The organism is Streptomyces sp. SBT349, from assembly GCF_001083795.1.
Taxonomy (GTDB): domain Bacteria; phylum Actinomycetota; class Actinomycetes; order Streptomycetales; family Streptomycetaceae; genus Streptomyces.
Genome location: NZ_LAVK01000107.1, coordinates 1 through 21,470 on the forward strand (window position 1 = coordinate 1; position 21,470 = coordinate 21,470).

A 21,470-nucleotide genomic window follows, 5' to 3' on the forward strand; every position below is an offset into this window, starting at 1 on the left:
AGGCCGTCGACCCCGGCGACCATGACGTCGTCGCGGCCGTTCTCGCGGAGCACCTGGAGGGCGCCCAGGGCCATGTCGTCGTTGTGGGCGTAGACGACCTCGACGTCGGGGTTGGTCTGGATGAGGTCCTGCATGGCGGTGACCGCCTCGGACCGGATGTAGTTGCAGTAGGGGCCCTCGACGATCTGGATGCCGTCCGCGGCCTCGACCGCCTCGTGGAACCCGGCGCTGCGGTCGCGCGCCACGGCGCCTCCGGCGTCGCCCATGATCTCCACGACCTTGCCGCCGTCGGAGCCCAGCTCCTCGGCGACGCGCTCGCCGACGAGGCGGCCCATCTCCTCGTTGTCGCGGCCGACGTGGGAGGTGGCGCCCTCGGGGACCGGGCGGTCCACGGTGACGACCTCGACCCCGGCGGCCTCGGCCGCGGCGAGCCCGGGGCGGACACCCTGCGGGTCGACGGGGTTGACCAGGAGCACGTCGACGCCGCGCGTGATGAGGTCCTGGATGTCGTTGTTCTGCTTGGTCACGTCGCCGCTCGCGTCGGAGACGAACAGCTCCGCGCCCGCCGCCTCGGCCGCGTCCTCCGCGCCCCGGCTCAGCTGCACGTAGAACGGCGACTGCTGGGTGGCCTGGCTGAAGCCGATGGTCACCGAGCCGTCCCCACCGCCGTCGTCGTCGTTGTCCGAGCCGCCGGGCGTGGTGGAAACGGAGCAGGCCGCCATCGCCATAAGACCCGATATGGCGATAGAAGCGCTCAACATACGCTTCTTATGCATTTGACCCTCCACATGTCGTCCTGGCGACGGACAGTAGGCAGCCAAACGACCCCAAGGCAACGGATGCTGGTTTTTTTGCTCTTATGAGCACGGGGAGGCGGCCGGGGTGGGCCCGGGGCCGCGGGGGCGGTTTCGGCCCGCGGGCTCCGGCAAGGAGGGCCCTATGGAGCCCTTGGACCACTCACGCGCGCCGGTGCTGGAGGCCCTGACGGCCTACCACGGGAGCGGGCAGCTGCCCTTCACGCCGCCCGGCCACAAGCAGGGCCGCGGGGCCGACCCCCGGGTGCGGGCCGTGGTCGGCGAGGAGGTGTTCCGCGCGGACCTGCTGGCGGTGAGCGGCCTGGACGACCGCAGGTCGACGGGCGGCGTGCTCGCGCGCGCCCAGGAGCTGATGGCGGACGCCGTGGGCGCGGAGCACACGTTCTTCTCGACGTGCGGCAGCTCGCTGTCGGTGAAGGCGGCCATGCTGTCGGCGGCCGGCCCGCACGAGAAGCTGATCGTGGGCCGGGACGCCCACAAGTCCGTGGTCTCGGGCCTGATCCTCTCGGGCGTGCGGCCGGTGTGGGTCGAGCCCCGGTGGGACCCCGAGCTGCGGCTCGCGCACCCGCCCTCGCCCGCCGCGTTCGAGGCGGCGCTCGCCGAGCACCCCGACGCCAGGGGCGCGCTGGTCACCTCGCCCACCCCCTACGGCACCTGCACGGACCTGACGGCGATCGCGGAGATCTGCCACGCCAGGGACAGGCCGCTGATCGTGGACGAGGCGTGGGGCGCGCACCTGCCGTTCCACCCGGACCTGCCGACCTGGGCGATGGACGCGGGCGCCGACGTGTGTGTGACCTCGGTGCACAAGATGGGCTCGGGCCTCGAACAGGGCTCGGTCTTCCACCTCCAGGGCGGCCTGATCGCGCCCGAGGTGCTCAAGGCGCGCGAGGACCTGCTCGGCACCACCTCCCCCTCGGTGCTGATCTACGCGGTGCTCGACGGCTGGCGGCGCCAGATGGTCGAGCACGGCCGGGCGCTCTACGACGGCGCGCTGGCGCTCGCGGCGCGCACCAGGGAGCGGATCGCGTCGATCGACGGCATGCGCCCGCACGGCCGCGAGGACTTCTGCGGGCCCGGACTGGCCGCGGACCTGGACCCGTTGCAGATCATCATCGACATCACGGCGCTGGGCACCACCGGCTACCGGGCGGCGGACTGGATCCGCGAGCACCACGCCGTCAACCTGCACCTGGCCGATCACCGCAGGATCAGCGCGCAGCTCACGCACGCCGACGACCGGGACACCGTGGAGACGCTGCTGCACGCGCTGAGCGACGTCGCGGAACACGCCTCGTGGCTGCGCCCGGCGCCCACGGTCGAGGTGCCGGACCCGGACGGGATGCGGCTCGAACAGGTGATGCTGCCCCGGGACGCCTTCTTCAGCCGGGCCGAGCGGGTGGACGTGGAGGAGGCGGCGGGGCGGATCAGCGCGGAGATGCTGACGCCGTACCCGCCCGGCATACCCGCGGCGCTCCCGGGCGAACGCCTCACCGCCGAGCTGCTGCGCTACCTGCGCGGCGGCGTGGAGGCGGGCATGGTGGTGCCGGACGCGGCGGACCCCGGGGTACGGACCGTGCGGGTGGTGGCCGGGAGCTGAACGCGGCCCCCGTCTCGGCGCCGGGCGGCGAGGAGCGGGACGGGGCGGGGCGGCCCGGTCGGCCGGGGGCGCGTCGCGGGATGTCCGCCCCGGCTCCGCTGGCCTGAGGCGGGGCGTCCGGGGCAGCATGGGCGGATGGGCCTCTCGCACGAACCGATCATGGAACTGATCCGCGCCTCCCTCGACCCGGCCTCGGCCTCCGCGGCCGACCGGGGGGACTCCCCCGCCTGGCGCCTGGTGACCGCGACCGCGCACGCCGACGCGGCGAACGGGACCGCCGAGGGCCTGCATCTGCTGGCCCTCGGCGGCGCCGTATCCGCCACCGCGCTGACCCAGATACTCGCCGCCCACCGCGGGCAGAGCGCCGAGGAGATCCTCGACTCCCTCGACCTGATGCGGGCGCACAGCCCCGACCGGATCGCGCCGGTCGACATCACCCGCCTGATGCGCTCGCTCCTGGTGCACGGGGGAGAACGGCAGCCGGCCGAGCTGATGGTGGAACTCTTCCGCCGCGACCGGGAGATGTACCTCGGCCTGATCGTCGAGCTCGGCGACTACACCGCGACCTGCGTCGGTCACCTGGCGGACCTCGGCGTCTGCGGCGAGGAGCAGACCCTCGCCCAACTGGACGCGATGCTGCGCGACTACGTCCGCGCGTAGCCCAGCGCGCCGGGGTCCGCCGCGCGCCGGGGTTCACTCCCGGCGGGCGAGCACCAGGCGGGCGCGCGGGCTTCCGTCGGGGCGCTTGCCGAAGGCGTGCAGCGGCAGCGTCGACACCGCGAACCCGGCACGCGCCAGTTCCTCGCGCACCTCGGAGAGCGGGAACGTCCGGTAGTACATGACGAACCGCGGGCGCCACAGCGCGTTCCTGATCCGCATCGCGCCGTCGAAGCCCCACGTCGCCCAGTAGGCGCCCGACCCGACCCGCGGGGGCGCGCCGAGGGGGAACGCGAACAGGCCGCCGGGGCGCAGCGCCGCGTGCGCCTGCGCGAACAGCACGGGCCGCTCCTCCGGCAGGAAGTGCCCGAACGCGCCGAAGCTGACCACCAGGTCGAAGCAGCGGCGGAACGGCAGCGACCGCACATCGGCGCGCACCCACCGCACCTCGGGGCCGCCCGCGACGGACGGCACGGCGGAACGGGCCACCGTCAGCATCCCCGCGCTGAAGTCCACGCCGGTGACGTGCCGTTCGCACAGCTCCGCCAGGACGTGGACGCCCGCGCCCGTCCCGCAGCACAGGTCGAGCCCGGCCGGGAACGGGCCCAGCGGCACCAGCGCCTCGGCGACCGCGTCCAGCACGCGGTCCGGGGTCCGGAACGGGGTCAGGTCGAACTTGGGGGCGAGCAGGTCGTAGCCGCGTTCGATGGAGGAGAGCGCCTGCACGGCGAGTTCGCGGAGGGAGGGGCCCTGCGGAGTGAACACGTCCGCCACAGTAGCCCGCCCGCGGCGGGCTGCGGGCGGCCGAGCACCGGGCGGAGGCGCCGGGCGGCGCGTCAGCGGGCCGGCCAGGCCAGGCCCGAGGTGTCGCCCAGCAGGCGGTGGAGGGTCCGCAGCAGGCGGCCCGGGTTGACGGCGGCCACCTCGGCGAACCGGCCTCCGGCGAGCCAGCGCAGCTCGCGCTGGTCGAGGTCGGGGGCGGGCAGCACGGGTCCCGGCGCCCGGCCGCGCACGAGGTGGAGGGCGGCGGCGTGGCGGGGAGTCAGGCCGAGGGGCGCCACCCGCGGTCCCTCCGCGCCGAGTTGGGCCCTGATGCGGCCCGGCAGCGCGGTCCCGGCGGCGCTGGCGTCGTGCAGCACGTGGACGGTGGCGTCCGGGGCGCCGCCGAGCGCGGTGGCCAGCCAGGGGTCGAGGGGCAGGTCGTCGGCCGCGAGAACGGTGCAGGCGGCCTCCCGGTGCCAGCCGTTGGCGATCAGCATGCGGGCGATGGACGGATCCTGGCAGACGAGCAGCCGGGGCGGGCCCTCGTCGCCGAGGACCGGCCCGGCCACCTGGTCCATCGGGCGGGGGCGCCTGCGCGGCGGGCGCGTGAGCAGCCCCGGGGGCGCCTCCCGGCGGCCGAGCGCGGCGGCGAACCGCTCGTAGCGCAGCGGCGCGGCCAGGGTGAACGGGAGCCGCCGCGGGAGGAGATGGAGCGGCACCAGGACGCGGCACAGCTCGTAGTAGAGCTGCCGCTCGGTGAAGCGGAGGCCGCCGGGCGCGGCGGCGCGGGCGGCCGCGGTGGCCAGGGCGCGGTCGAGGAGGCGCGGGTTCACCGGGGGCCCGCCCCTTCAACGGCGGCGGCGTCCTCGGGGAGTTGGGGAACCGACCGGGCCGGCCACGGGAGTTGGGGGCACCGCGGGCGGGCCCCACCGGAACGGTCGACCACCCGTGCCCCCCTGTGCGCTGCGCCTCGGGGCCACAATAGCCGCCCCCGGCCCGCGGTTGGAGGCCGTCCTCCCGGCGCCCGCCCGGCGCGTCACGTGTCGATGCGCCGGGCGGGCCGGGCCGTGTCGCCTCAGGAGATCCGGTCGCGGATCCAGGCGCCCGCGTCCTTGAGGGCGTTGGGGTCGGCCCAGTTCCCCGAGGAGCAGGTGCCGGTCTCGAAGACGGCGCCCGAGCGGAAGTCGTCCGAGTAGTTCCAGTTGGTCCAGCTGATGTTCTTCCGCTCCATCAGGTCGAGGTACTGCTGGGCCTGGCCGAAGTCGTCCGGGCCGTCACCCGTGTACTCCTGGGTGCCGAACTCGGTGACGAACATGGGGATCTGGTCCGAGGCCCGGTCGAGCGCGTCCAGGTACTCGTCCTGGTGGGAGGCCGCGTAGAAGTGGAAGGTGTACATGATGTTGTCCTCGGTGACCGGGTCGGAGACGACCTCGGACTCGTCGGAACCCTCCGAGATGCCGAGCGAGGACCAGCCGCGGGTGCCGACGAGCACCACGGCGTCGGGGTCTCCCAGGCGCACGGCGGGGACCATCTGCTCCGCGTAGTCCCTGATGGTGGGCCAGGAGACGCCGCTCGGCTCGTTGGCGATCTCGTAGAGCAGGTTGTCCTGGTGGCCGTGCCGCTCGGTGATGTCGGCGAAGAACTGCTTGGCCAGCGACATGTTGGCGTTCGGGTCGCCCGGATCCAGCATGTGCCAGTCCACGATCACGTACAGGCCGCGGGCGGTCGCCTCGTCGATGATCCGGCTGGCCAGGTCGGTGAAGTACGCCGGGTCGGTCTCGTACCCGTCCTCCTGGACGTAGGTGGAGACGCGGAGCACGTCGGCGCCCCAGTCATTGGCCAGGACGTCGAGGGAGGCGGGGGTCACGCAGTGCTCGAACCACTGGGTGCCGTGCGTGCTCATGCCGCGCAGCTGAACGGGCTGCCCGTTCTCGCCGCAGAGCGAGGTGCCGCAGACCTCCAGGGCGCCGTACTGCTGGAAGGGCGTGACGGCCTCGGGCGCCGCGGAGGCCGGGGCGGGCGCGGGGGTGGCCGCGGGCGCCGCGGACGCGGGGGCGGTGGCCACGCACACGGCCAGCAGTCCCGCCGCCGCGAGCAGGGCGCGGTAACGGCGCGAGGGGCGCGGGGAATCGGGTGTCGCCATAGCCGTCCTCTCCAAAATCGCCAGGGGCATGTCATCCCCTGGGGTGGGGTGATGGAGCGGGGATCGCTGTGACGGTATGGGCGCCCCGGGGGGCGGTCAAGAGGTCCATACCAGTGAATTGGTACGGACCTCTTGACCGGCCGGTCAGGAGTCGACCCAGCCGTGCGAGTGGGCGACCTGGATGAGCCGCTGACGGATCGCCAGGATCTGCTCGGAGGTGGCGGAGGGCGCGGCGTGCAGCAGGGCCTCGGTGATCTCCTCGACGAACTCCCGGACGGAGAGCACGTCACAGAGCTCGTCCTGCGGAGAGCCGGAGGAGCCGCGGGGCGGGCCCGCCTGCCGGTCGCCACCCTCCTGGAGCCGCACGTTGCTCGCCTTGAGCCCCCGGTCCCCCTCCTCGACGTCGAACCTCACCAGCATCCCGGGGCCGAGGAGACGTTTGTCGAACTCCAGGTCGTTCACATGGATGAAGACATCCTCGCCACCCGTGTCGGGCGCGACGAACCCGTATCCGCGGAGCTCGTCGAACCGCACTACCTTTCCGGTAACCATCACACGTCCAATCCCAGCCACTGTCTGTACCCCATGCGCCGGACTACCTCGCCGGCGCGACCATCATGTCACCAGCCCCGGCGCGGTCACCGGGTCACCCCACCCCCAGCAGGCGCAGGCAGGCGGTGGTCCCGGCGGCGGCCACGACGATCAGCGGGAACGGGACCCGGCGCAGCGCGAGCACTCCCCCGACCAGCACCCCGGCGGGCCTGGCCCAGCCGGCGAAGCCCCCGTCCTCGGTGAGCGAGGAGGTGGCGACCAGCCCGACCAGCAGGACGGCGGCGGCCACCGCGACCAGCCGGTGGGCACGGTCGTCCAGGGTCAGCCGGTCCCGCAGGGCCGGACCCGCGAGGCGGAACGCGTAGGTACCCAGCGCGAGCACCAGGATGGCGGACAGGGGCATCAGGGGGCTCCCGGCAGAGGATCGCGCGCCGGGCCGGTCGCGGGACTCCCGGCCGGGGCGGGCCGGGAGTCAGGCCCGGAACCGGTGGGCCCCGGCCCAGCTCCCCCCGCCCTCCGTATGAGGGTCACGAGGCCGGCGAGCGCGCAGATCGCGGGCAGCCCGGCGGGCAGGAACGGGGTGACGGCGACGGCCGCGGCGGCGCCGAGCAGGGCCGCGTGGCGGGTGGCGCGGTCGGCGAGCGCGGGCAGCACCAGGGCGAGCAGCACCACGGGGAAGGCGGCGTCGAGGCCGAGCGCCCCGGTGTCCTCGATGCCGCCCCCGGCCAGCGCGCCGAGGACCACCGCCGCGTTCCAGCTGACGAAGATGCCGAGGCCGCTGACCCAGTAGGCAGCGCGGCGGCTGCGCGCCTCGCGCCGGCGCAGGGCGAACGCGACGGACTCGTCCGTCATCAGGTGGGCGCCGAGCAGCCGTTCGCGCCCGCGGCCGTCGAAGACGTCCGCGACGGCGAACCCGAAGGGGAGCAGCCGTGCGTTGAGCACCAGGGCGGCGGCCACGGCGGCGACGGCGCCGCCCCCGGAGAGCACCACGCCGATCGCCGCGAACTGCGCGGCCCCGGCGAAGACCAGCAGGGACATGACGACCGGCACCCAGAGCGGCAGGCCGCCCGAGACGGCTATGGCGCCGAAGGAGGCGCCGACGACGGCATCGGCGAGGCAGACCAGCGCGATGTCACGCAGGACGCCACGATCAAGTGTTCGGCAGAACGAACGCATGTCCGTTATAGTGGACCGTGCAGGGGCCGTTCGTCAAACCGAACACAGAGACGTCTGGAGCGAACACATGGGAAACGACGCGGCGGACGCGGGCCCCGGGGCCACGGGGCGGCCGGCTGGCGGCCTGATCACGTTGATCGCGGCCTCGATCCGGCGGGAGCGGGAGGGCGCGGGGCTCTCCCTCACCGAGCTGGCACGGCGGGCGGGCATCGCCAAGTCCACCCTGTCCCAGCTGGAGTCGGGCACGGGGAATCCGAGCGTGGAGACGCTGTGGGCGCTGAGCGCGGCGCTCGCCGTCCCGTTCAGCAGGCTGGTCGACCCGCCCCGGGCGCAGGTGCGGGTGGTCCGGCGCGGGGAGGGCCCGGTGACCCGCTCGGAGCGCGCGGACTACGCCGCCGCGCTGCTCGCGTCCTGCCCGCCGCACGCCAGGCGGGACATCTACCGCATAGACGCGCGGCCCGGGGAGGCGCGCACCTCGGAGCCGCACCTGCCCGGCACCACCGAGCACGTGGTGCTCGGCACCGGACGCGCGCTGGCGGGCCCGTCGGAGGAGCCCGTCGAGCTCGGCCCCGGCGACTATGTCGCCTACCCCGGGGACGCGCCCCACGTCTTCGAGGCGCTGGCGCCCGACACCACGGCGGTGATCGTCATGGAGCACACCTAGGGCCTGTCGCGGGGGGTGGCCGAAAGGCGGGCTTGGCAAGGCCCTCGCCCCTCGGCAGACTCGGATCCACTTTTGTCAGGAGCATGTCTCCCTTAGGGCTGGAGGAGACCGTGAACCCACAGCAGACCAGCAACTCCGGCAGACCCACGGCACGGTGGGGGCGGCTGATCGCCGCCGCCTCGTGCCTGCTCGCCCTCGCGGCCATGGCGATCCCCGGCGCCGCCCAGGCCGTCCAGGCGCCGTCCGCCTTCACATCGGCCGAGCTGGCCAGGGCGGAGCGGGCCGTGCTCGCGGCCGATGTCGCCGGCACCGCCTGGGGCGTCGACCCCGCCACGGGCACCGTCAGGGTCCTGGCCGACGAGACCGTGTCGGCGGCCGAGATCGGCAGGGTCCGGCGTGGCGCGGGCGATCTCTCCCCGGCCCTCACGATCACCCGCACGCCGGGCGAGCTGCGGACGTTCCTCCAGGGCGGCGAGCCGATCTACTCCACCGCCGGGCGCTGCGCCGCGGGCTTCAACGGGACGGCCGGCGGCCAGGACGTCCTGATCACCGCGGGGCACTGCACCTCCGCGTTCCCCACCTGGTACGCCGACTCCGCGGGGACCGCGCTGATCGGTCCCACCGCGGCCAGCAGCTTCCCCGGCAACGACTACGGGCTCATCCGGTACGTGAGCTCCCTGTCGCGCCCCGGCACGGTCATCTGCAACGGCCAGGTCATCGACATCATCGGCGCGCGGAACCCGACCATCGGCGAGACCCTCTGGGTGGCCGCGCCCACCGGCTGCACCTCCGGCGGGGTCACCGCGCTCAACCTCACGATCAACTACGGCGGTGCCGACATCGTCCACGGTCTCGGCAGGCTCACCGCGTGCACCGAGCCCGGCTCCAGCGGGGCGCCCGTGTTCACCATGAGCGGCTACGCGGTCGGCATCGTCTCCGGCGGCTCGGGGAACTGCTCCACCGGCGGCACGACCTACTTCCAGCCCATCCTGGAAATCCTGAACGCCTATGGAGTGACGCTTACCTGAACGCTTCGCGCGCACCCTGGCGGGGTCGGCGCGGCCGGGTCTAGCATCCGGCCAGCGCCGACCATGGGGGGTACACATGCGCGCACGCGCGATCCTGGGAGCAGCGGTTCCGGCGGTGGCGGGGGTCCTGCTCCTGACCGCCTGCAGCAGGTCCGACCGGACCGAGATCGCCACCTTCACGGACGAGCACGGCCGGGTCTGCACGGCGGCCGTCGTCATCGACTCGGAGGACAGCGACCGCGAGGTCCAGGCCCTGGACTGCGAGTACCCGCCGGAGGGCCGCACCCCCGGTCCCGAGGGCTACGCCGACCTGCCCTGACCCCGCCGTTCCGAACCCGCCGGCGCAGCCGCCGGTGCCCGGGCCGCCATGCGCGCGCGCCGCCGCGCGCCCGGAGGCCGCCGGGCCGCAACACAGCCGCGCCGCCGGGCCGCCGCGCGTCCGGGGCTGCCGGGCCGCCGGCGGCGCTTCTGTCGCTGATCGGCAGATAAGTTTTTTGCGGTGGGCTGTCGTTTTTTTGCGCGCGGGCTCTTCACGAAGTGGGGCGCTGCTCGTAGTCTCTGGGCGCTCGGGTGAGACCCCCACCGCCCCTTGCCCCCGTAAGGACGTGACCTCGTGACACCGCAGTCCTCCCCGCGGCACGCCGCGGAGATCGGCAGGCGCCGCCTGCTCGCCCTCGGCGCCGCGGCCACCGCCACGGCGGGAATCGGCTGGTCAGCGCTCCAGTCGGCCCGGCCGGCGAGCGCGGCACAGCCGCCCCCCGCCTCCACCGATGTGCACTTCTTCTACTACCCGTGGTACGGCAGCCCGTCCGTGAACGGGAGTTGGCGCCACTGGCAGCAGGGCGGCTTCGAGCCGCCGCTCGCCGTCGGCGCCAACTTCTACCCGGCGCTCGGCCCTTACGACTCCGGCGACAGCGCCGTGGTCGACCAGCACATGGCCTGGGTCCGGCAGGCGGGCGTCGGCGTGGTGGCCACCACCTGGTGGGGGCAGGGGGGTTACGAGGACCAGCGGGTGCCGCTGCTGCTCGACGCCGCCGCGGACCACGGCGTGCGGGTCGCGTTCCACCTGGAGCCGTACGGCGGGCGCACCGCCGCCTCGACCGTGGCCGACATCCAGTACATCAACGCCGCCTACGGCTCGCACGCGGCGTTCTACCGCGACCCCCACCACGGCGACCGGCCCGCGTTCTACGTCTTCAACAGCCTGGCGATCACCGACTGGTCGCCCCTCGCGGCGGTCAACACGGACAACATCGTCCTCACGCAGACCACCGACACCTCCAAGGCCACCTACTTCGGCGGCATGTACAACTACACCAACTTCGGCGACATGACCGGCTGGCGGGGCATCGCCGACTGGTGCCGCGCCAACGGCCGCGTCTGGGCGCCCTCGATCAGCCCGTCCTACATCGACGACCGGGCGGTCCCCGGGAACACGACCCCCACGCTCGACCACGCCGACGGCGCGACGTACGACGCGCAGTGGTCCGGCGCCCTCGCCCCGGAGAACGGCGGCCCGCCCGACTGGGTGTCGATCACGTCGTTCAACGAGTGGCACGAGGGCTCCACGATCGAGCCCGCGTCCTCCAACCCACCGGAGGGCCACGGCTATCTGACGTTCGAAGGCGCCTACGGCACGACCGGCGCCGCCTCGGAGACGGCCTATCTGGACCGGACCGCCCACTGGGTCCGGCAGTTCACGGCCGCCACCGGCCGCGCCGCCGGCTGATGACGACGGCGGACCAGGCGGGTGGTGGGCACCGGCGCCGGTGCCCACCACCCGTCCGGACCGCCGGGGATGTCCGCTCAGAGGAGGTCGCAGCCCTGGCCCGCGGGCGAGGACAGCGCGGGTGTCACGCCCGCCAGACGGCAGACGGCGATATACAGCAGCAGCGGGTGGGTGTAGGGCGCCGCGTCGTCGTCGGGCCAGTGGATCAGGCGCGGCGCGGACCGCGAGAGGCAGGCCGTCCGATCCTTGCGCGCCGGTCCCGGACGGCAGGCGCCCGCCCAGTACCGCGCGGTCGAGGGCCAGGTCAGGCCGATCTGTGACTCGCAGGGCACCACCCACCACCAGCGCCGCCCCGCGGCGAACACCGCGCCCGCGCGCGGCAGACTGGTCATGATCCTGCGGCCGTGCGCCTCGGAGACCCCCACCGCGTCGCCCAGTCCCCCGCCCGGCGCGGTGCCCGGCAGGTAGAGGCGCGGTGGATGGGCCGGCGGCTTCGTCGGTGGCCCGGTGTCGATGCGTGGTCGGTCCATGACGGCGTCCGGCTACGGGTGCCGGGGCAGGACCGCCCAGACCGCCTGCCCACGGCCGTCGGGGGTGTCGGCCACGCCCCAGGCGGTGCTGAGGGCTTGGATGATCGCGAGGCCGCGGCCGTTCTCCTCGTCGGGCCCGGACTCGCGGACGCGCGGTGTCATGTTCCCCTGGTACCGGTCGGTCACCTCGACGTGCAGCCGTTCCTCGCCGTCGCGCAGCTCGCACACGAACGCGTCGCTTCCCGTGTGCACCAGCACATTCGTGGCCAGTTCGGAGACGATCAGCGCGGCGTTCTCCACGGTCGCGGCCGGGACGTTCCACCCGGCGAGGACCGTGCGCGCCCGCGAGCGGGCCACCGTCACGGACGACGGGCCGGCGGGCAGCCGGAATCTCTCGACGGCACGCCCCCCGTTTCTCTCCCATGACGCGGCGAACCGGCCCTGCACTCCTGCCGGCTCGCCGCCGCCGGGGGGCCGCCTCCGGACAGATCCGGAGGGAAGCGCGGTGGCAGGGGAAGCCATGCTGCCGCCTTTCGTCTGCCGATAACCCGCGCACCCATTCACTCAGGTGAAACGCGTCACTTCACTATGTCACTGCCAAGTTCAAGACGCAACGGGTAAGTTGGAAATTGCAGGGTGCGCATGGCGGAGTAACGGGCGAGCGGTGGAGGATCGATCGGGGTCCCCGTGGGCCGTTCCGGTTACCGTCCGTCGCGGCGTCCGCGGCGTCCGCCGCGACCGCGGGCCCGCGGCGTCTACTGGGGGCATGGTGCGAACGCCCTCCCACGCCGCCGGAGCCGTCCCCGACGCGGTGCGGCCCATACTGGCCACCGACGCCGAACTCCCCACCGGCGCCTGGGCGTACGAGTACAAGTGGGACGGCTACCGGTGCTGCCTCCGCGTCGCGCGCGACGGCGGGACCCGGCTCGCCAGCCGCAACGGGAACGACGTCACCTCCACCTACCCCGAGCTCGCCGACGCCCCGGGCCCGCCCCTGCACGGGCGGGCCGCGGTGCTCGACGGCGAGATCGTGGCGCTGAACGAGGCGGGCCGACCCGACTTCGGCCTGCTCCAGAGCCGGGCCCAGCGCCACCGCCCCGGCGCCGACCTGGTGAGACGGACCCCCGTCACCTTCTTCGCCTTCGACGTCCTGCTGCTCGGCCGGGACGAGTTGCTGGGCGAGCCGTACGAGCGGCGGCGCGCGGTGCTGGACGGGCTGGCGGGCGACGTCGAGGCAACGGACGCGGCCGAGCGGATCGCGATCCCCCCGCACTACACCGGCCCCCGGGCCAGCCCGGACGAACTGCTGGGCGTCGCCGAACGCAACGGGCTGGAGGGCCTGGTCGCCAAGCGGCTGGACTCCCCCTACCAGCCCGGCCGCCGCTCCAGGCTGTGGATCAAGAAGCCGCTGGTCAAGACCCAGGAGGCGGTCATCGGCGGGTGGCAGCCGGGCGACGGGCGCCGCTCGGGGACGGTGGGGTCCCTGCTGCTCGGCGCGTACCACGAGGACGGCGCCCTGCGCTACATCGGCCATGTGGGCAGCGGGTTCACCGCCGCCGCCCTCGCCGACCTGCTGGAGCGGCTCACCCCGCTGGCCCGCCCCACCAGCCCGTTTGCGGAGCCGGTCCCCCGGGAGCACGCCCGCACCGCCCGGTGGGTCGAGCCGCGGCTCGTCGGCGACATCGCCTTCCGCGCCTGGACCCGCGACCGCCGCCTGCGCCAGCCCTCCTGGCGCGGCCTCCGCCCCGACCGCGACCCCGGGACGATCGCCCTCCCGGCCCCGCCCGGCTGAGGACGCGCGGCGGGGGAAAGGATTCCGACATGGAGCACGGCACGGAACCGGTCGAGGCGGCACTGATCGAGGCGGCGCGGGCGCTGACGCGGAGCGGGCGCAGGGCCGTCCTCGGCCTCGCGGGGCCGCCGGGGGCGGGAAAGTCCACGCTGGCACGGGCGTTGAGCCGCGCGCTCGGCGAGGAGGCGGCGTATGTGCCGCTGGACGGCTTCCACCTCTCCAACGAGCAGCTGGACCGCCTCGGCCTGCGGTCCCGCAAGGGGTCGGAGCCGAGCTTCGACGTGTGGGGGTACGGGGCGCTGCTGCGGCGGCTGGCGGAGGGCGGCGAACGGGAGGTGTACGTGCCCGACTTCGACCGCGACCTGGACGAGCCGGTCGCGGCCCGGCACCGGGTCGCGCCCGAGGCGCGGCTGATCGTGACCGAGGGGAACTACCTCGCGTGCGACCTCCCCGGCTGGCGCGAGGCGCGGGCGCTGATGGACGGCCTCTGGTACGTGGACGCGCCCGCCGGGGTGCGGGACGCGCGCCTGATGGCCCGGCATGTCGCCCATGGCCGCACGGAGGCCGCCTCCCGCGCCTGGATCGACGCGAACGACGCCCCCAACGCGGCCCTGGTCGAACGCTCGCGGGAGCGCGCCGACCTGAGGATCGGGCTGCCGCCCACGGACCCGGGCGGCGGCGGCCTCCGGTGACCCGGCCCCGGCCGGGCCGCGTCCGGGGGCCCCGGAAGCGGGGATTCCGGGGAACCGGTCCCTGACCAGCCTTCTTTGGGACACGTTAAGGCGCCGGGCCTACCCTTGGCCCATGACGGTCGTGACTGATGAGGAACTGCCGCTGGCCGCCGAATTCCCCGAGGCCACCCGCGAGGAGTGGCAGCGCCTGGTCGCGGGTGTTCTGCGGAAGGCGGGCAGGGGCGAGTTCGCGGGCCGGGCGGCCGAGGACGCCCTGGCCACGCGGCTGGAGGACGGGCTTTCCACCCGCCCCCTGTACACGGCGGAGGACGGCGCCGAGGACGGCGCGCGGGACCCGGGGTTCCCCGGCTTCCCGCCGTTCCTGCGGGGCGGGAGGCCGGCGGGCACGGCCCTCTCCGGCTGGGACGTGCGGCAGCGGCACGCCCACCCGGACCCGGCGCTGGCGAACGAGGCGGTGCTCGCCGACCTGGAGGGCGGCGCGACCTCGGTGTGGCTGACCGCCGGGCCCTCGGGCGTTCCGGTGCCGGGGCTGGCGCGGGCGCTGGACGGGGTCCTCCTCGACCTCGCGCCGGTCGTGCTGGACGCGGGCACCGAGTCGGAGGCCGCGGCGGAGGCACTGCTGGCGCTGTTCGCCGAGCGCGGCGTGGCGCCGCGCGAGGCGCTGGGGCACCTGGGCGCCGACCCGCTGGGGCTGCTGGCCCGCACCGGCGACGCGGAGGGTCTGGCCGAGCGGACGGCCGCGGCCACCGCGCTGGCCGCGCGCTGCGAGCGGGATCACCCGCTGCTGACCTCGCTCACGGTGGACGCGCTGCCCTACCACGAGGCGGGCGGCTCGGCGGCGCAGGAGCTCGGCTGCTCGCTGGCCACCGGCGTGGCCTACCTGCGGGAGCTGACGGCGGCGGGCCTCTCCGCCGAAGCGGCGTGCGGGCAGCTGGAGTTCCGCTACGCGGCCACCGCCGACCAGTTCCTCACCATCGCCAAGCTGCGGGCGGCGCGGCGGCTGTGGGCGCGGGTGGCGGAGGTCTGTGGCGTCGCCCCGCAGGCGCGGGCCCAGCGGCAGCACGCCGTGACGTCGCCGGTGATGATGACGCGGCGCGACCCCTGGGTGAACATGCTGCGCACCACCGTCGCCTGCCTGGCCGCCGGGACGGGCGGCGCCGACGCGGTGACGGTGCTCCCGTTCGACCACGAGCTGGGGCTGCCGGACGCGTTCGCCCGGCGCGTGGCGCGGAACACCTCGGCCGTCCTGATCGCGGAGTCGCATCTGGCGCGGGTCATCGACCCGGCGGGCGGCTCCTGGTACGTGGAGCGGCTGACGCACGACCTGAGCCAGGCCGCGTGGGCGTGGTTCCAGGAGATCGAGGGCGCCGGCGGCCAGGCCGCCGCGCTCGGCTCGGGGCTGGTGGCCGACCGGCTCGCCGGCACCTGGGAACGCCGCTCCGCCCGGCTGGCGACCCGCCGCGAGCCGGTCACCGGGGTCAGCGAGTTCCCCGACCCGGACCAGGCACCGGTGGTGCGCGAGCCCGCGCCCGAGCCGCCGGGCGGCGGGCTGCCGCGGGTGCGCAGGGACGAGGCGTACGAGGCGCTGCGGGCCCGCACCGACGCGCATCTGGCCGCGACCGGCGCCAGGCCCAGGGTCTTCCTGGCCGCGCTGGGCACGGCGGCGGCGCACACGGCTCGGGCGACGTTCGCCGCGAACCTCTTCCGCGCGGCCGGCATCGAGCCCGTGCACGAGCCGGTGACGGTGGACGCCGGTTCCGCCGCGGCGGCGCTGGCGGCGAGCGGGGCCGCCGTGGCGTGCCTGTGCTCCAGCGACGCGCGGTACGCCGAGGAGGCGGAGGCGGTGGCCGCGGCGCTGAAGGCGGGCGGCGCGAGCCTGGTGTTCCTGGCGGGCAGGCCGGGTGAGGCGCGGGAGGCGTACCGGCGGGCGGGCGTCGACGAGTTCCTCTTCGCGGGCGGCGACGCGGTCGCCGTCCTCACCTCCGTTCTCGACCACGTGGGAGTGGCGTGATGCAGATACCCGACTTCGCGGGCATCGGTCTCGGACCGGCGTCCGTCGGCGGCGGCGCCGAGCAGTGGCGGACGGCGGTGAAGGAGTCCGCGGGCCGCGGCGCCGACGACCTGGTGTGGGAGACGCCCGAGGGCATCGCCGTCAAGCCGCTGTACACGGGCGAGGACCTGGAGGGGCTCGACTTCCTGGGGACGTACCCGGGCGCGGCGCCGTATCTGCGCGGCCCCTACCCGACGATGTACGTGAACCAGCCGTGGACCATCCGCCAGTACGCGGGGTTCTCGACGGCCGAGGAGTCCAACGCGTTCTACCGGCGGAACCTGGCGGCGGGGCAGAAGGGCCTGTCCGTCGCGTTCGACCTGCCGACGCACCGCGGCTACGACAGCGACCACCCGCGGGTGACGGGCGACGTGGGCATGGCCGGGGTCGCGATCGACTCGATCTACGACATGCGGCAGCTGTTCGACGGGATCCCGCTGGACCGGATGTCGGTGTCGATGACGATGAACGGCGCGGTGCTGCCCGTGCTGGCGCTCTACATCGTGGCGGCCGAGGAGCAGGGGGTGCCCCCGGAAAAGCTGGCGGGGACCATCCAGAACGACATCCTCAAGGAGTTCATGGTCCGCAACACCTATATCTACCCGCCGCAGCCGTCGATGCGGATCATCTCCGACATCTTCGCGTTCACCTCGCAGCGGATGCCGCGGTACAACTCGATCTCCATCTCCGGGTACCACATCCAGGAGGCCGGGGCGACGGCCGACCTCGAACTGGCGTACACGCTGGCCGACGGCGTGGAGTACCTGCGCGCGGGGCTCGACGCGGGGCTCGGCGTGGACGCGTTCGCGCCCCGGCTGTCGTTCTTCTGGGCGATCGGGATGAACTTCTTCATGGAGGTCGCCAAGCTGCGGGCCGCGCGGCTGCTGTGGGCGAAGCTGGTGTCGGGGTTCGAGCCGGGGAACCCCAAGTCCCTGTCGCTGCGGACCCATTCGCAGACCTCCGGCTGGTCGCTGACGGCGCAGGACGTCTTCAACAACGTGACGAGGACCTGCGTGGAGGCGATGGCCGCCACCCAGGGCCACACGCAGTCGCTCCACACCAACGCGCTGGACGAGGCGCTGGCGCTGCCGACGGACTTCTCGGCGCGCATCGCCCGCAACACGCAGATCCTGATCCAGCAGGAGTCGGGCACCTGCCGGGTGATCGACCCGTGGGGCGGCAGCGCCTACGTGGAGCGGCTCACGCACGACCTGGCGCGGCGGGCCTGGCAGCACATCCAGGAGGTCGAGGAGGCCGGCGGCATGGCCAAGGCCATCGACGCGGGCCTGCCCAAGCTGCGCGTGGAGGAGGCGGCGGCCAGGACCCAGGCGCGCATCGACTCCGGGCGCCAGCCGGTGGTGGGCGTGAACGTGCACCGCGTGGACGCCGACGAGCAGATCGAGGTGCGCGCGGTCGACAACTCCGCGGTCCGCGTCCAGCAGATCGAGAAGCTGCGGCGGCTGCGCGAGGAGCGGGACGACGAGGCGTGCCGGGCGGCGCTCGGCGCGCTGACGGCCGCCGCGGCCGAGGACGGGACGCGGCGGGCGGACCTGGACGGGAACCTGCTGACCCTGGCGGTCGCCGCGGCGCGCGCCAAGGCGACGGTGGGCGAGATCTCGGACGCGCTGGAGAAGGTGTTCGGGCGGCACTCGGCGCAGATCCGTACCATCTCCGGGGTGTACCGCGACGAGGCGAAGAGCGCGCCGGGGGTGGACCGCACCCGGCGCCTGGTGGACGCGTTCGGGGAGGCCGAGGGGCGGCGCCCGCGGATCCTGGTGGCCAAGATGGGGCAGGACGGCCACGACCGGGGCCAGAAGGTGATCGCCTCGGCCTTCGCCGACCTGGGATTCGACGTGGACGTCGGCCCGCTGTTCCAGACCCCGGGCGAGGTGGCGCGGCAGGCCGTCGAGGCGGATGTGCACGTCGTGGGCGTCTCCTCGCTGGCCGCGGGGCACCTGACGCTGGTTCCCGCGCTGCGGAAGGAGCTGGCCGCGGCGGGGCGCGAGGACATCACCATCGTGGTGGGCGGGGTCATCCCGCCGGGCGACGTGCAGGCGCTGCACGAGGCGGGGGCCGCGGCGGTGTTCCCGCCGGGAACGGTCATCCCGGACGCCGCGTTCGACCTGCTGACCACCGTGGCCTCCGCCCTGGGGCACGAGCTTCGGGTGGAGTGAGGGTGCCGCGCGCGATCGACATCGACGCCTACGCCAAGGGCGTGCTGGAGGGCTCGCGGGCCCATATCGCCCGCGCGATCACGCTGGTGGAGTCCACCAGGGCCGACCACCAGGAGCTCGCGCAGCGCCTCCTGCTCGACCTGCTCCCGCACGCGGGGCAGGCGCGCCGGGTGGGCGTCAGCGGGGTGCCGGGGGTGGGCAAGTCCACGTTCATCGACGCGTTCGGGTCGATGCTCACCGGGCTCGGCCACCGGGTGGCGGTGCTCGCCGTGGACCCCTCCTCCACGCGGACCGGCGGCTCCATCCTGGGCGACAAGACCCGGATGGAGCGCCTGGCCGTGGACCCGGCGGCGTTCGTCCGCCCCTCCCCCAGCGCGGGAACGCTGGGCGGGGTGGCGCGGGCCACGCGCGAGAGCATGGTCGTGATGGAGGCCGCGGGCTACGACGTGGTGCTGGTGGAGACCGTGGGCGTCGGCCAGTCGGAGACGGCGGTGGCGGGGATGGTGGACTCGTTCCTGCTGCTGAGCCTGGCGCGGACCGGCGACCAGCTCCAGGGCATCAAGAAGGGCGTGCTCGAACTGGCCGACGTCATCGCCGTGAACAAGACGGACGGCCCCCACCTGCGCGACGCCAGGGCGGCGGCGCGGGAGCTGGCCGGGGCGCTGCGGATGATGCACCCGGCCGAGGAGGGCTGGACGGTGCCGGTGCTGACGTGCAGCGCGGTGGAGCAGGCCGGGCTCGACACGGTGTGGGAACGGCTGGAGCGGCACCGCTCGACGCTGGCCGCCTCGGGGCGTCTGGAGGCCAAGCGGCGCCGGCAGCAGGTGGAGTGGGTCTGGTCGATGGTGCGCGACCACCTGCTGTCGGACCTGGAGCGCCACCCGGGGGTGCGGGCGGCGGCACCCGTGGTGGAGGAGCGGGTCCGGCGCGGCGATCTGACGGCGACCCTGGCGGCCCGGCACCTGCTGGAGGCGTTCCGGGGCCCGCGGGACTGAGCCGGGTCGCCCGCCGGGCCGGTCAGTCGTCCAGAACCGCGGCGCGGCCCCGTTCCGCGCGCACATAGGCGGGGAACTCCTCCGGCGCGCAGCGGATCTCACGCCAGCCGGGACCCTCGATGGGCGCGGCGCAGAGCAGCGGCTCCCACACCCCCTCGGGTACGTAGAGCCGACGGCACCCGCCCGGTTCCAGGACGGGGGCCACCAGCACGTCGGGCCCGAAGAGGTACTGGAGGTCGGCGTCCCTGGCGGCGCGGTCGCCGGGGTAGGCCAGCGGCATCGGCCGCATCAGCGGCAGGCCGCCGGTCGCCACCGACGCGATGTAGCGGCGCATCAGGTGCCGCAGCCGGCAGGCGGCGATGGCCGCGCCGCGGGCCGGTTCCGGATAGGCGGTGGGCTCGCGGCGGCCCGTTCCGTGGAAGCGCATGATCGGCGAGAACGCGGCCCACTGCGCCCACCGGCCGTACAGCTCCGGCTCCACGTCGGTGGGGAGCACGCCCGGCTCCCTGGTCTCGCGCTGGGCGAGCGCCGCCCGGTAGGACTCGGGAGTCCAGTACCCGCCCGCGTCATAGGTGACGACGCCGACGCCCGACAGCGCCATCGACATGACGGCGCGCAGGGTGGAGACCATGCCGCCCCAGGTGGAGGGCATGTCCCCGGCCCAGTGCGCGGGGTCGCGCTGCGAACCGGCGGTGCCGGAACGGGAGACGGACAGGAAGTCGCCCTCCCGGGCGGCGAGGCCGCTCTCGTTGACCGCGTCCTGGTAGATGAGGCCGTAGCTGTTGCGCCGCTCGTAGCCGAGGGTGCCGTCGGCGAAGACGGCGTTCTCGGGGATCTCCTCGCCGAAGTCGGCGAGGAACGCCGCGTTCCCCTCCTCGTGGAGGGTGCGGGTCACCCGGTCGATCCACCAGGCGCGGGCGCCGCGGTTGGTGAAGTCGATCACCCAGGTCCGGGGGTTGTCGGCGGTGGCCACCGGCTCTCCCTCGCCGTCGGTGACGAGGAAGCCGCGGTCGGCCAGCTCGCGGGCGAGGGGGCTGGAGCGGGTGACATAGGGGTTGATCCACAGGCTGGTGCGCACGCCGCGCTCGCGCAGCGGCGCGGTCCAGCCCGCGGGGAAGCGCCGCCGGTCGGCGCCGGTGGACCAGGAGGCCTCGCTCAGCACGGACTCCTCCAGCCACTCGTCGACGTGCACCACGTCCACCGGGCAGCCCGCGTCGCGCAGTTCGTCCACGGTCCGCACCACCTCGTCGGCGGTGTAGTAGGAGCAGCGGCTCATCCAGACGCCGAAGGCCCACTCGGGCAGGTCGCGCGGCTGGCCGGTGAGGGCCTGGTAGCGGTGCAGGATCTCCGGGGCGTCCCCGGAGAGCAGGAAGAGGTCCAGGGTCTCGGCGCCGATCTCGATCATGGCGGCCTCGGAGTGGGTGGCGCCCAGGTCCGCCATGACCGCTCCCCCGGTGTGGGCGAACAGGCCCCAGCCGGCGTCCGACCACAGCAGCGGGACGTTGAGGTAGGCGGAGTCGCGGCCCGCGGCCCTGGTCTCCTCGGTGTTGCGCAGCCTGCGGTGCCTGCCGCGCAGGTTGATGCCCTGGTAGCTCTCGCCGCCGCCGTAGACGGCCGCGTCGGGCGCCAGGTGGATCGTCTCCACCCACTGTCCCGCCGGATGTCCCGGCGAGGGCGGCCGGTACCCGGCGGAGAACGGGACGGTGTCGGCGGCCGGGTCGGCGAACCGCTCGTAGGCGCCGAAGGACAGACCCTGGCCGCCGCGCCAGACCGCGTGCACGCCGGGCCCGGTGATCTCGACGCCGCCGTCGGTCGCGGTGATCCGGGCCGGGCGCGGCGCCACGGCGGTCATCACGGGCGAGCCGTCGTCCGGAGTGGCACGCGGACCCTCCTGCCGCAGCCGCAGCACGCCCTCCACGGGCACGGTGCACGTCATCCGCAGGGTGCGGCCCGAGTCCAGGGTGACCCGCAGGTGCTCCCCGTCCGGGTCCGGCTCCACGGCCGCGTAGGCATCCGTCTCCACCGCCACCGCCACCTCCCAACACACGACAGACAGGTGCGGCGAGTACCCGCCCGCCGCCCGCGGAAACGGCGCGGGCGGCGGCGCGGGC

Annotated in this window: 21 protein-coding genes; 11 read left to right on the forward strand and 10 right to left on the reverse strand. The window is 74.5% G+C overall.

Going from position 1 to position 21,470, the window contains the following annotated elements:
- Positions 1–761, reverse strand: a 761-nt coding sequence (locus tag ADY01_RS15435) for a substrate-binding domain-containing protein (protein ID WP_234320247.1), incomplete at its 3' end; no start/stop codon positions are given.
- A 187-nt stretch (positions 762–948) separates the two neighbouring features.
- On the opposite strand from ADY01_RS15435, the gene ADY01_RS15440 reads away from it, so the two are divergent.
- Both ADY01_RS15440 and ADY01_RS15445 read left to right on the forward strand, forming a co-directional pair.
- A complete protein-coding gene (locus ADY01_RS15440; protein ID WP_049572638.1) occupies positions 949–2,415 on the forward strand; it encodes an aminotransferase class I/II-fold pyridoxal phosphate-dependent enzyme in 1,467 nt (488 codons plus the stop codon).
- A gap of 135 nt (positions 2,416–2,550) precedes the next feature.
- Entirely contained in the window at positions 2,551–3,075 is a 525-nt protein-coding gene (locus tag ADY01_RS15445; protein ID WP_049572593.1) for a hypothetical protein, read from the forward strand.
- A gap of 33 nt (positions 3,076–3,108) precedes the next feature.
- On the opposite strand, the gene ADY01_RS15450 is transcribed toward ADY01_RS15445, so the two are convergent.
- From ADY01_RS15450 to ADY01_RS15475, 6 genes are all read right to left on the reverse strand, one after another.
- On the reverse strand, positions 3,109–3,837 hold the full coding sequence (locus tag ADY01_RS15450; protein ID WP_049572595.1) for a class I SAM-dependent methyltransferase: 729 nt from the start codon (positions 3,835–3,837) through the stop codon (positions 3,109–3,111).
- A 71-nt stretch (positions 3,838–3,908) separates the two neighbouring features.
- A complete protein-coding gene (locus ADY01_RS15455) occupies positions 3,909–4,667 on the reverse strand; it encodes a hypothetical protein (RefSeq protein WP_049572597.1) in 759 nt (252 codons plus the stop codon).
- 242 nt (positions 4,668–4,909) lie between these two features.
- On the reverse strand, positions 4,910–5,977 hold the full coding sequence (locus tag ADY01_RS15460; RefSeq protein ID WP_049572599.1) for a glycoside hydrolase family 5 protein: 1,068 nt from the start codon (positions 5,975–5,977) through the stop codon (positions 4,910–4,912).
- A 144-nt stretch (positions 5,978–6,121) separates the two neighbouring features.
- Positions 6,122–6,529 carry a cold-shock protein gene (locus ADY01_RS15465; RefSeq protein WP_049572601.1) on the reverse strand — a complete coding sequence of 136 codons (408 nt, stop codon included), beginning with the start codon at positions 6,527–6,529 and terminating at the stop codon, positions 6,122–6,124.
- Positions 6,530–6,623: 94 nt separating this feature from the next.
- Positions 6,624–6,932 (reverse strand): AzlD domain-containing protein, encoded by a 309-nt coding sequence (locus ADY01_RS15470; protein ID WP_049572603.1) that lies wholly within the window; start codon positions 6,930–6,932, stop codon positions 6,624–6,626.
- Entirely contained in the window at positions 6,932–7,705 is a 774-nt protein-coding gene (locus tag ADY01_RS15475) for an AzlC family ABC transporter permease (RefSeq protein WP_049572606.1), read from the reverse strand. The genes ADY01_RS15470 and ADY01_RS15475 overlap by 1 nt, the downstream gene beginning before the upstream one ends.
- A 67-nt stretch (positions 7,706–7,772) precedes the next feature.
- Between ADY01_RS15475 and ADY01_RS15480 the strand changes: the two genes are divergently transcribed.
- The 4 genes from ADY01_RS15480 (at position 7,773) to ADY01_RS15495 (ending at position 11,126) form a co-directional block, all read left to right on the forward strand.
- Positions 7,773–8,369, forward strand: a complete 597-nt coding sequence (locus ADY01_RS15480) for a helix-turn-helix domain-containing protein (protein ID WP_049572608.1) — start codon at positions 7,773–7,775, stop codon at positions 8,367–8,369.
- A 110-nt stretch (positions 8,370–8,479) separates the two neighbouring features.
- Complete coding sequence (locus ADY01_RS15485; protein ID WP_049572611.1) at positions 8,480–9,397, forward strand: S1 family peptidase; 918 nt, start codon at positions 8,480–8,482, stop codon at positions 9,395–9,397.
- A gap of 76 nt (positions 9,398–9,473) precedes the next feature.
- A complete protein-coding gene (locus ADY01_RS15490; protein WP_049572614.1) occupies positions 9,474–9,716 on the forward strand; it encodes a hypothetical protein in 243 nt (80 codons plus the stop codon).
- A 294-nt stretch (positions 9,717–10,010) separates the two neighbouring features.
- Positions 10,011–11,126: a glycoside hydrolase family 99 protein gene (locus ADY01_RS15495; RefSeq protein ID WP_078900329.1), complete on the forward strand. Its 1,116-nt coding sequence runs from the start codon at positions 10,011–10,013 to the stop codon at positions 11,124–11,126.
- 77 nt (positions 11,127–11,203) lie between these two features.
- Here ADY01_RS15495 and ADY01_RS39125 read toward each other — a convergent pair whose 3' ends face one another.
- Both ADY01_RS39125 and ADY01_RS15505 read right to left on the reverse strand, forming a co-directional pair.
- On the reverse strand, positions 11,204–11,656 hold the full coding sequence (locus ADY01_RS39125) for a hypothetical protein (RefSeq protein ID WP_049572616.1): 453 nt from the start codon (positions 11,654–11,656) through the stop codon (positions 11,204–11,206).
- Positions 11,657–11,668: 12 nt separating this feature from the next.
- The gene (locus ADY01_RS15505; protein WP_078900330.1) at positions 11,669–12,178 is read right to left on the reverse strand and encodes an ATP-binding protein; all 510 of its coding nucleotides are present in this window, start codon (positions 12,176–12,178) and stop codon (positions 11,669–11,671) included.
- 244 nt (positions 12,179–12,422) lie between these two features.
- Here ADY01_RS15505 and ligD point away from each other — a divergent pair, with 244 nt between their 5' ends.
- The 5 genes from ligD to meaB all read left to right on the forward strand — a co-directional run bounded on the left by ligD (position 12,423) and on the right by meaB (position 19,359).
- A complete protein-coding gene (gene ligD, locus ADY01_RS15510) occupies positions 12,423–13,448 on the forward strand; it encodes a non-homologous end-joining DNA ligase (protein ID WP_107081740.1) in 1,026 nt (341 codons plus the stop codon).
- A 29-nt stretch (positions 13,449–13,477) separates the two neighbouring features.
- Positions 13,478–14,140, forward strand: coding sequence for a nucleoside/nucleotide kinase family protein (locus ADY01_RS15515; protein ID WP_049572623.1), 663 nt, complete (start codon positions 13,478–13,480; stop codon positions 14,138–14,140).
- A gap of 112 nt (positions 14,141–14,252) precedes the next feature.
- Positions 14,253–16,151, forward strand: coding sequence for a methylmalonyl-CoA mutase subunit beta (locus ADY01_RS15520; protein ID WP_049572624.1), 1,899 nt, complete (start codon positions 14,253–14,255; stop codon positions 16,149–16,151).
- Positions 16,151–18,364 carry a methylmalonyl-CoA mutase gene (scpA, locus tag ADY01_RS15525; protein WP_049572627.1) on the forward strand — a complete coding sequence of 738 codons (2,214 nt, stop codon included), beginning with the start codon at positions 16,151–16,153 and terminating at the stop codon, positions 18,362–18,364. Before ADY01_RS15520 ends, scpA begins: the two co-directional genes overlap by 1 nt.
- A gap of 2 nt (positions 18,365–18,366) precedes the next feature.
- Positions 18,367–19,359 (forward strand): methylmalonyl Co-A mutase-associated GTPase MeaB, encoded by a 993-nt coding sequence (meaB, locus tag ADY01_RS15530; protein ID WP_049572629.1) that lies wholly within the window; start codon positions 18,367–18,369, stop codon positions 19,357–19,359.
- Between the two features lie 22 nt (positions 19,360–19,381).
- Here meaB and ADY01_RS15535 read toward each other — a convergent pair whose 3' ends face one another.
- On the reverse strand, positions 19,382–21,388 hold the full coding sequence (locus ADY01_RS15535) for a glycoside hydrolase family 31 protein (RefSeq protein ID WP_049572632.1): 2,007 nt from the start codon (positions 21,386–21,388) through the stop codon (positions 19,382–19,384).
- Positions 21,389–21,470: the final 82 nt, after the last annotated feature.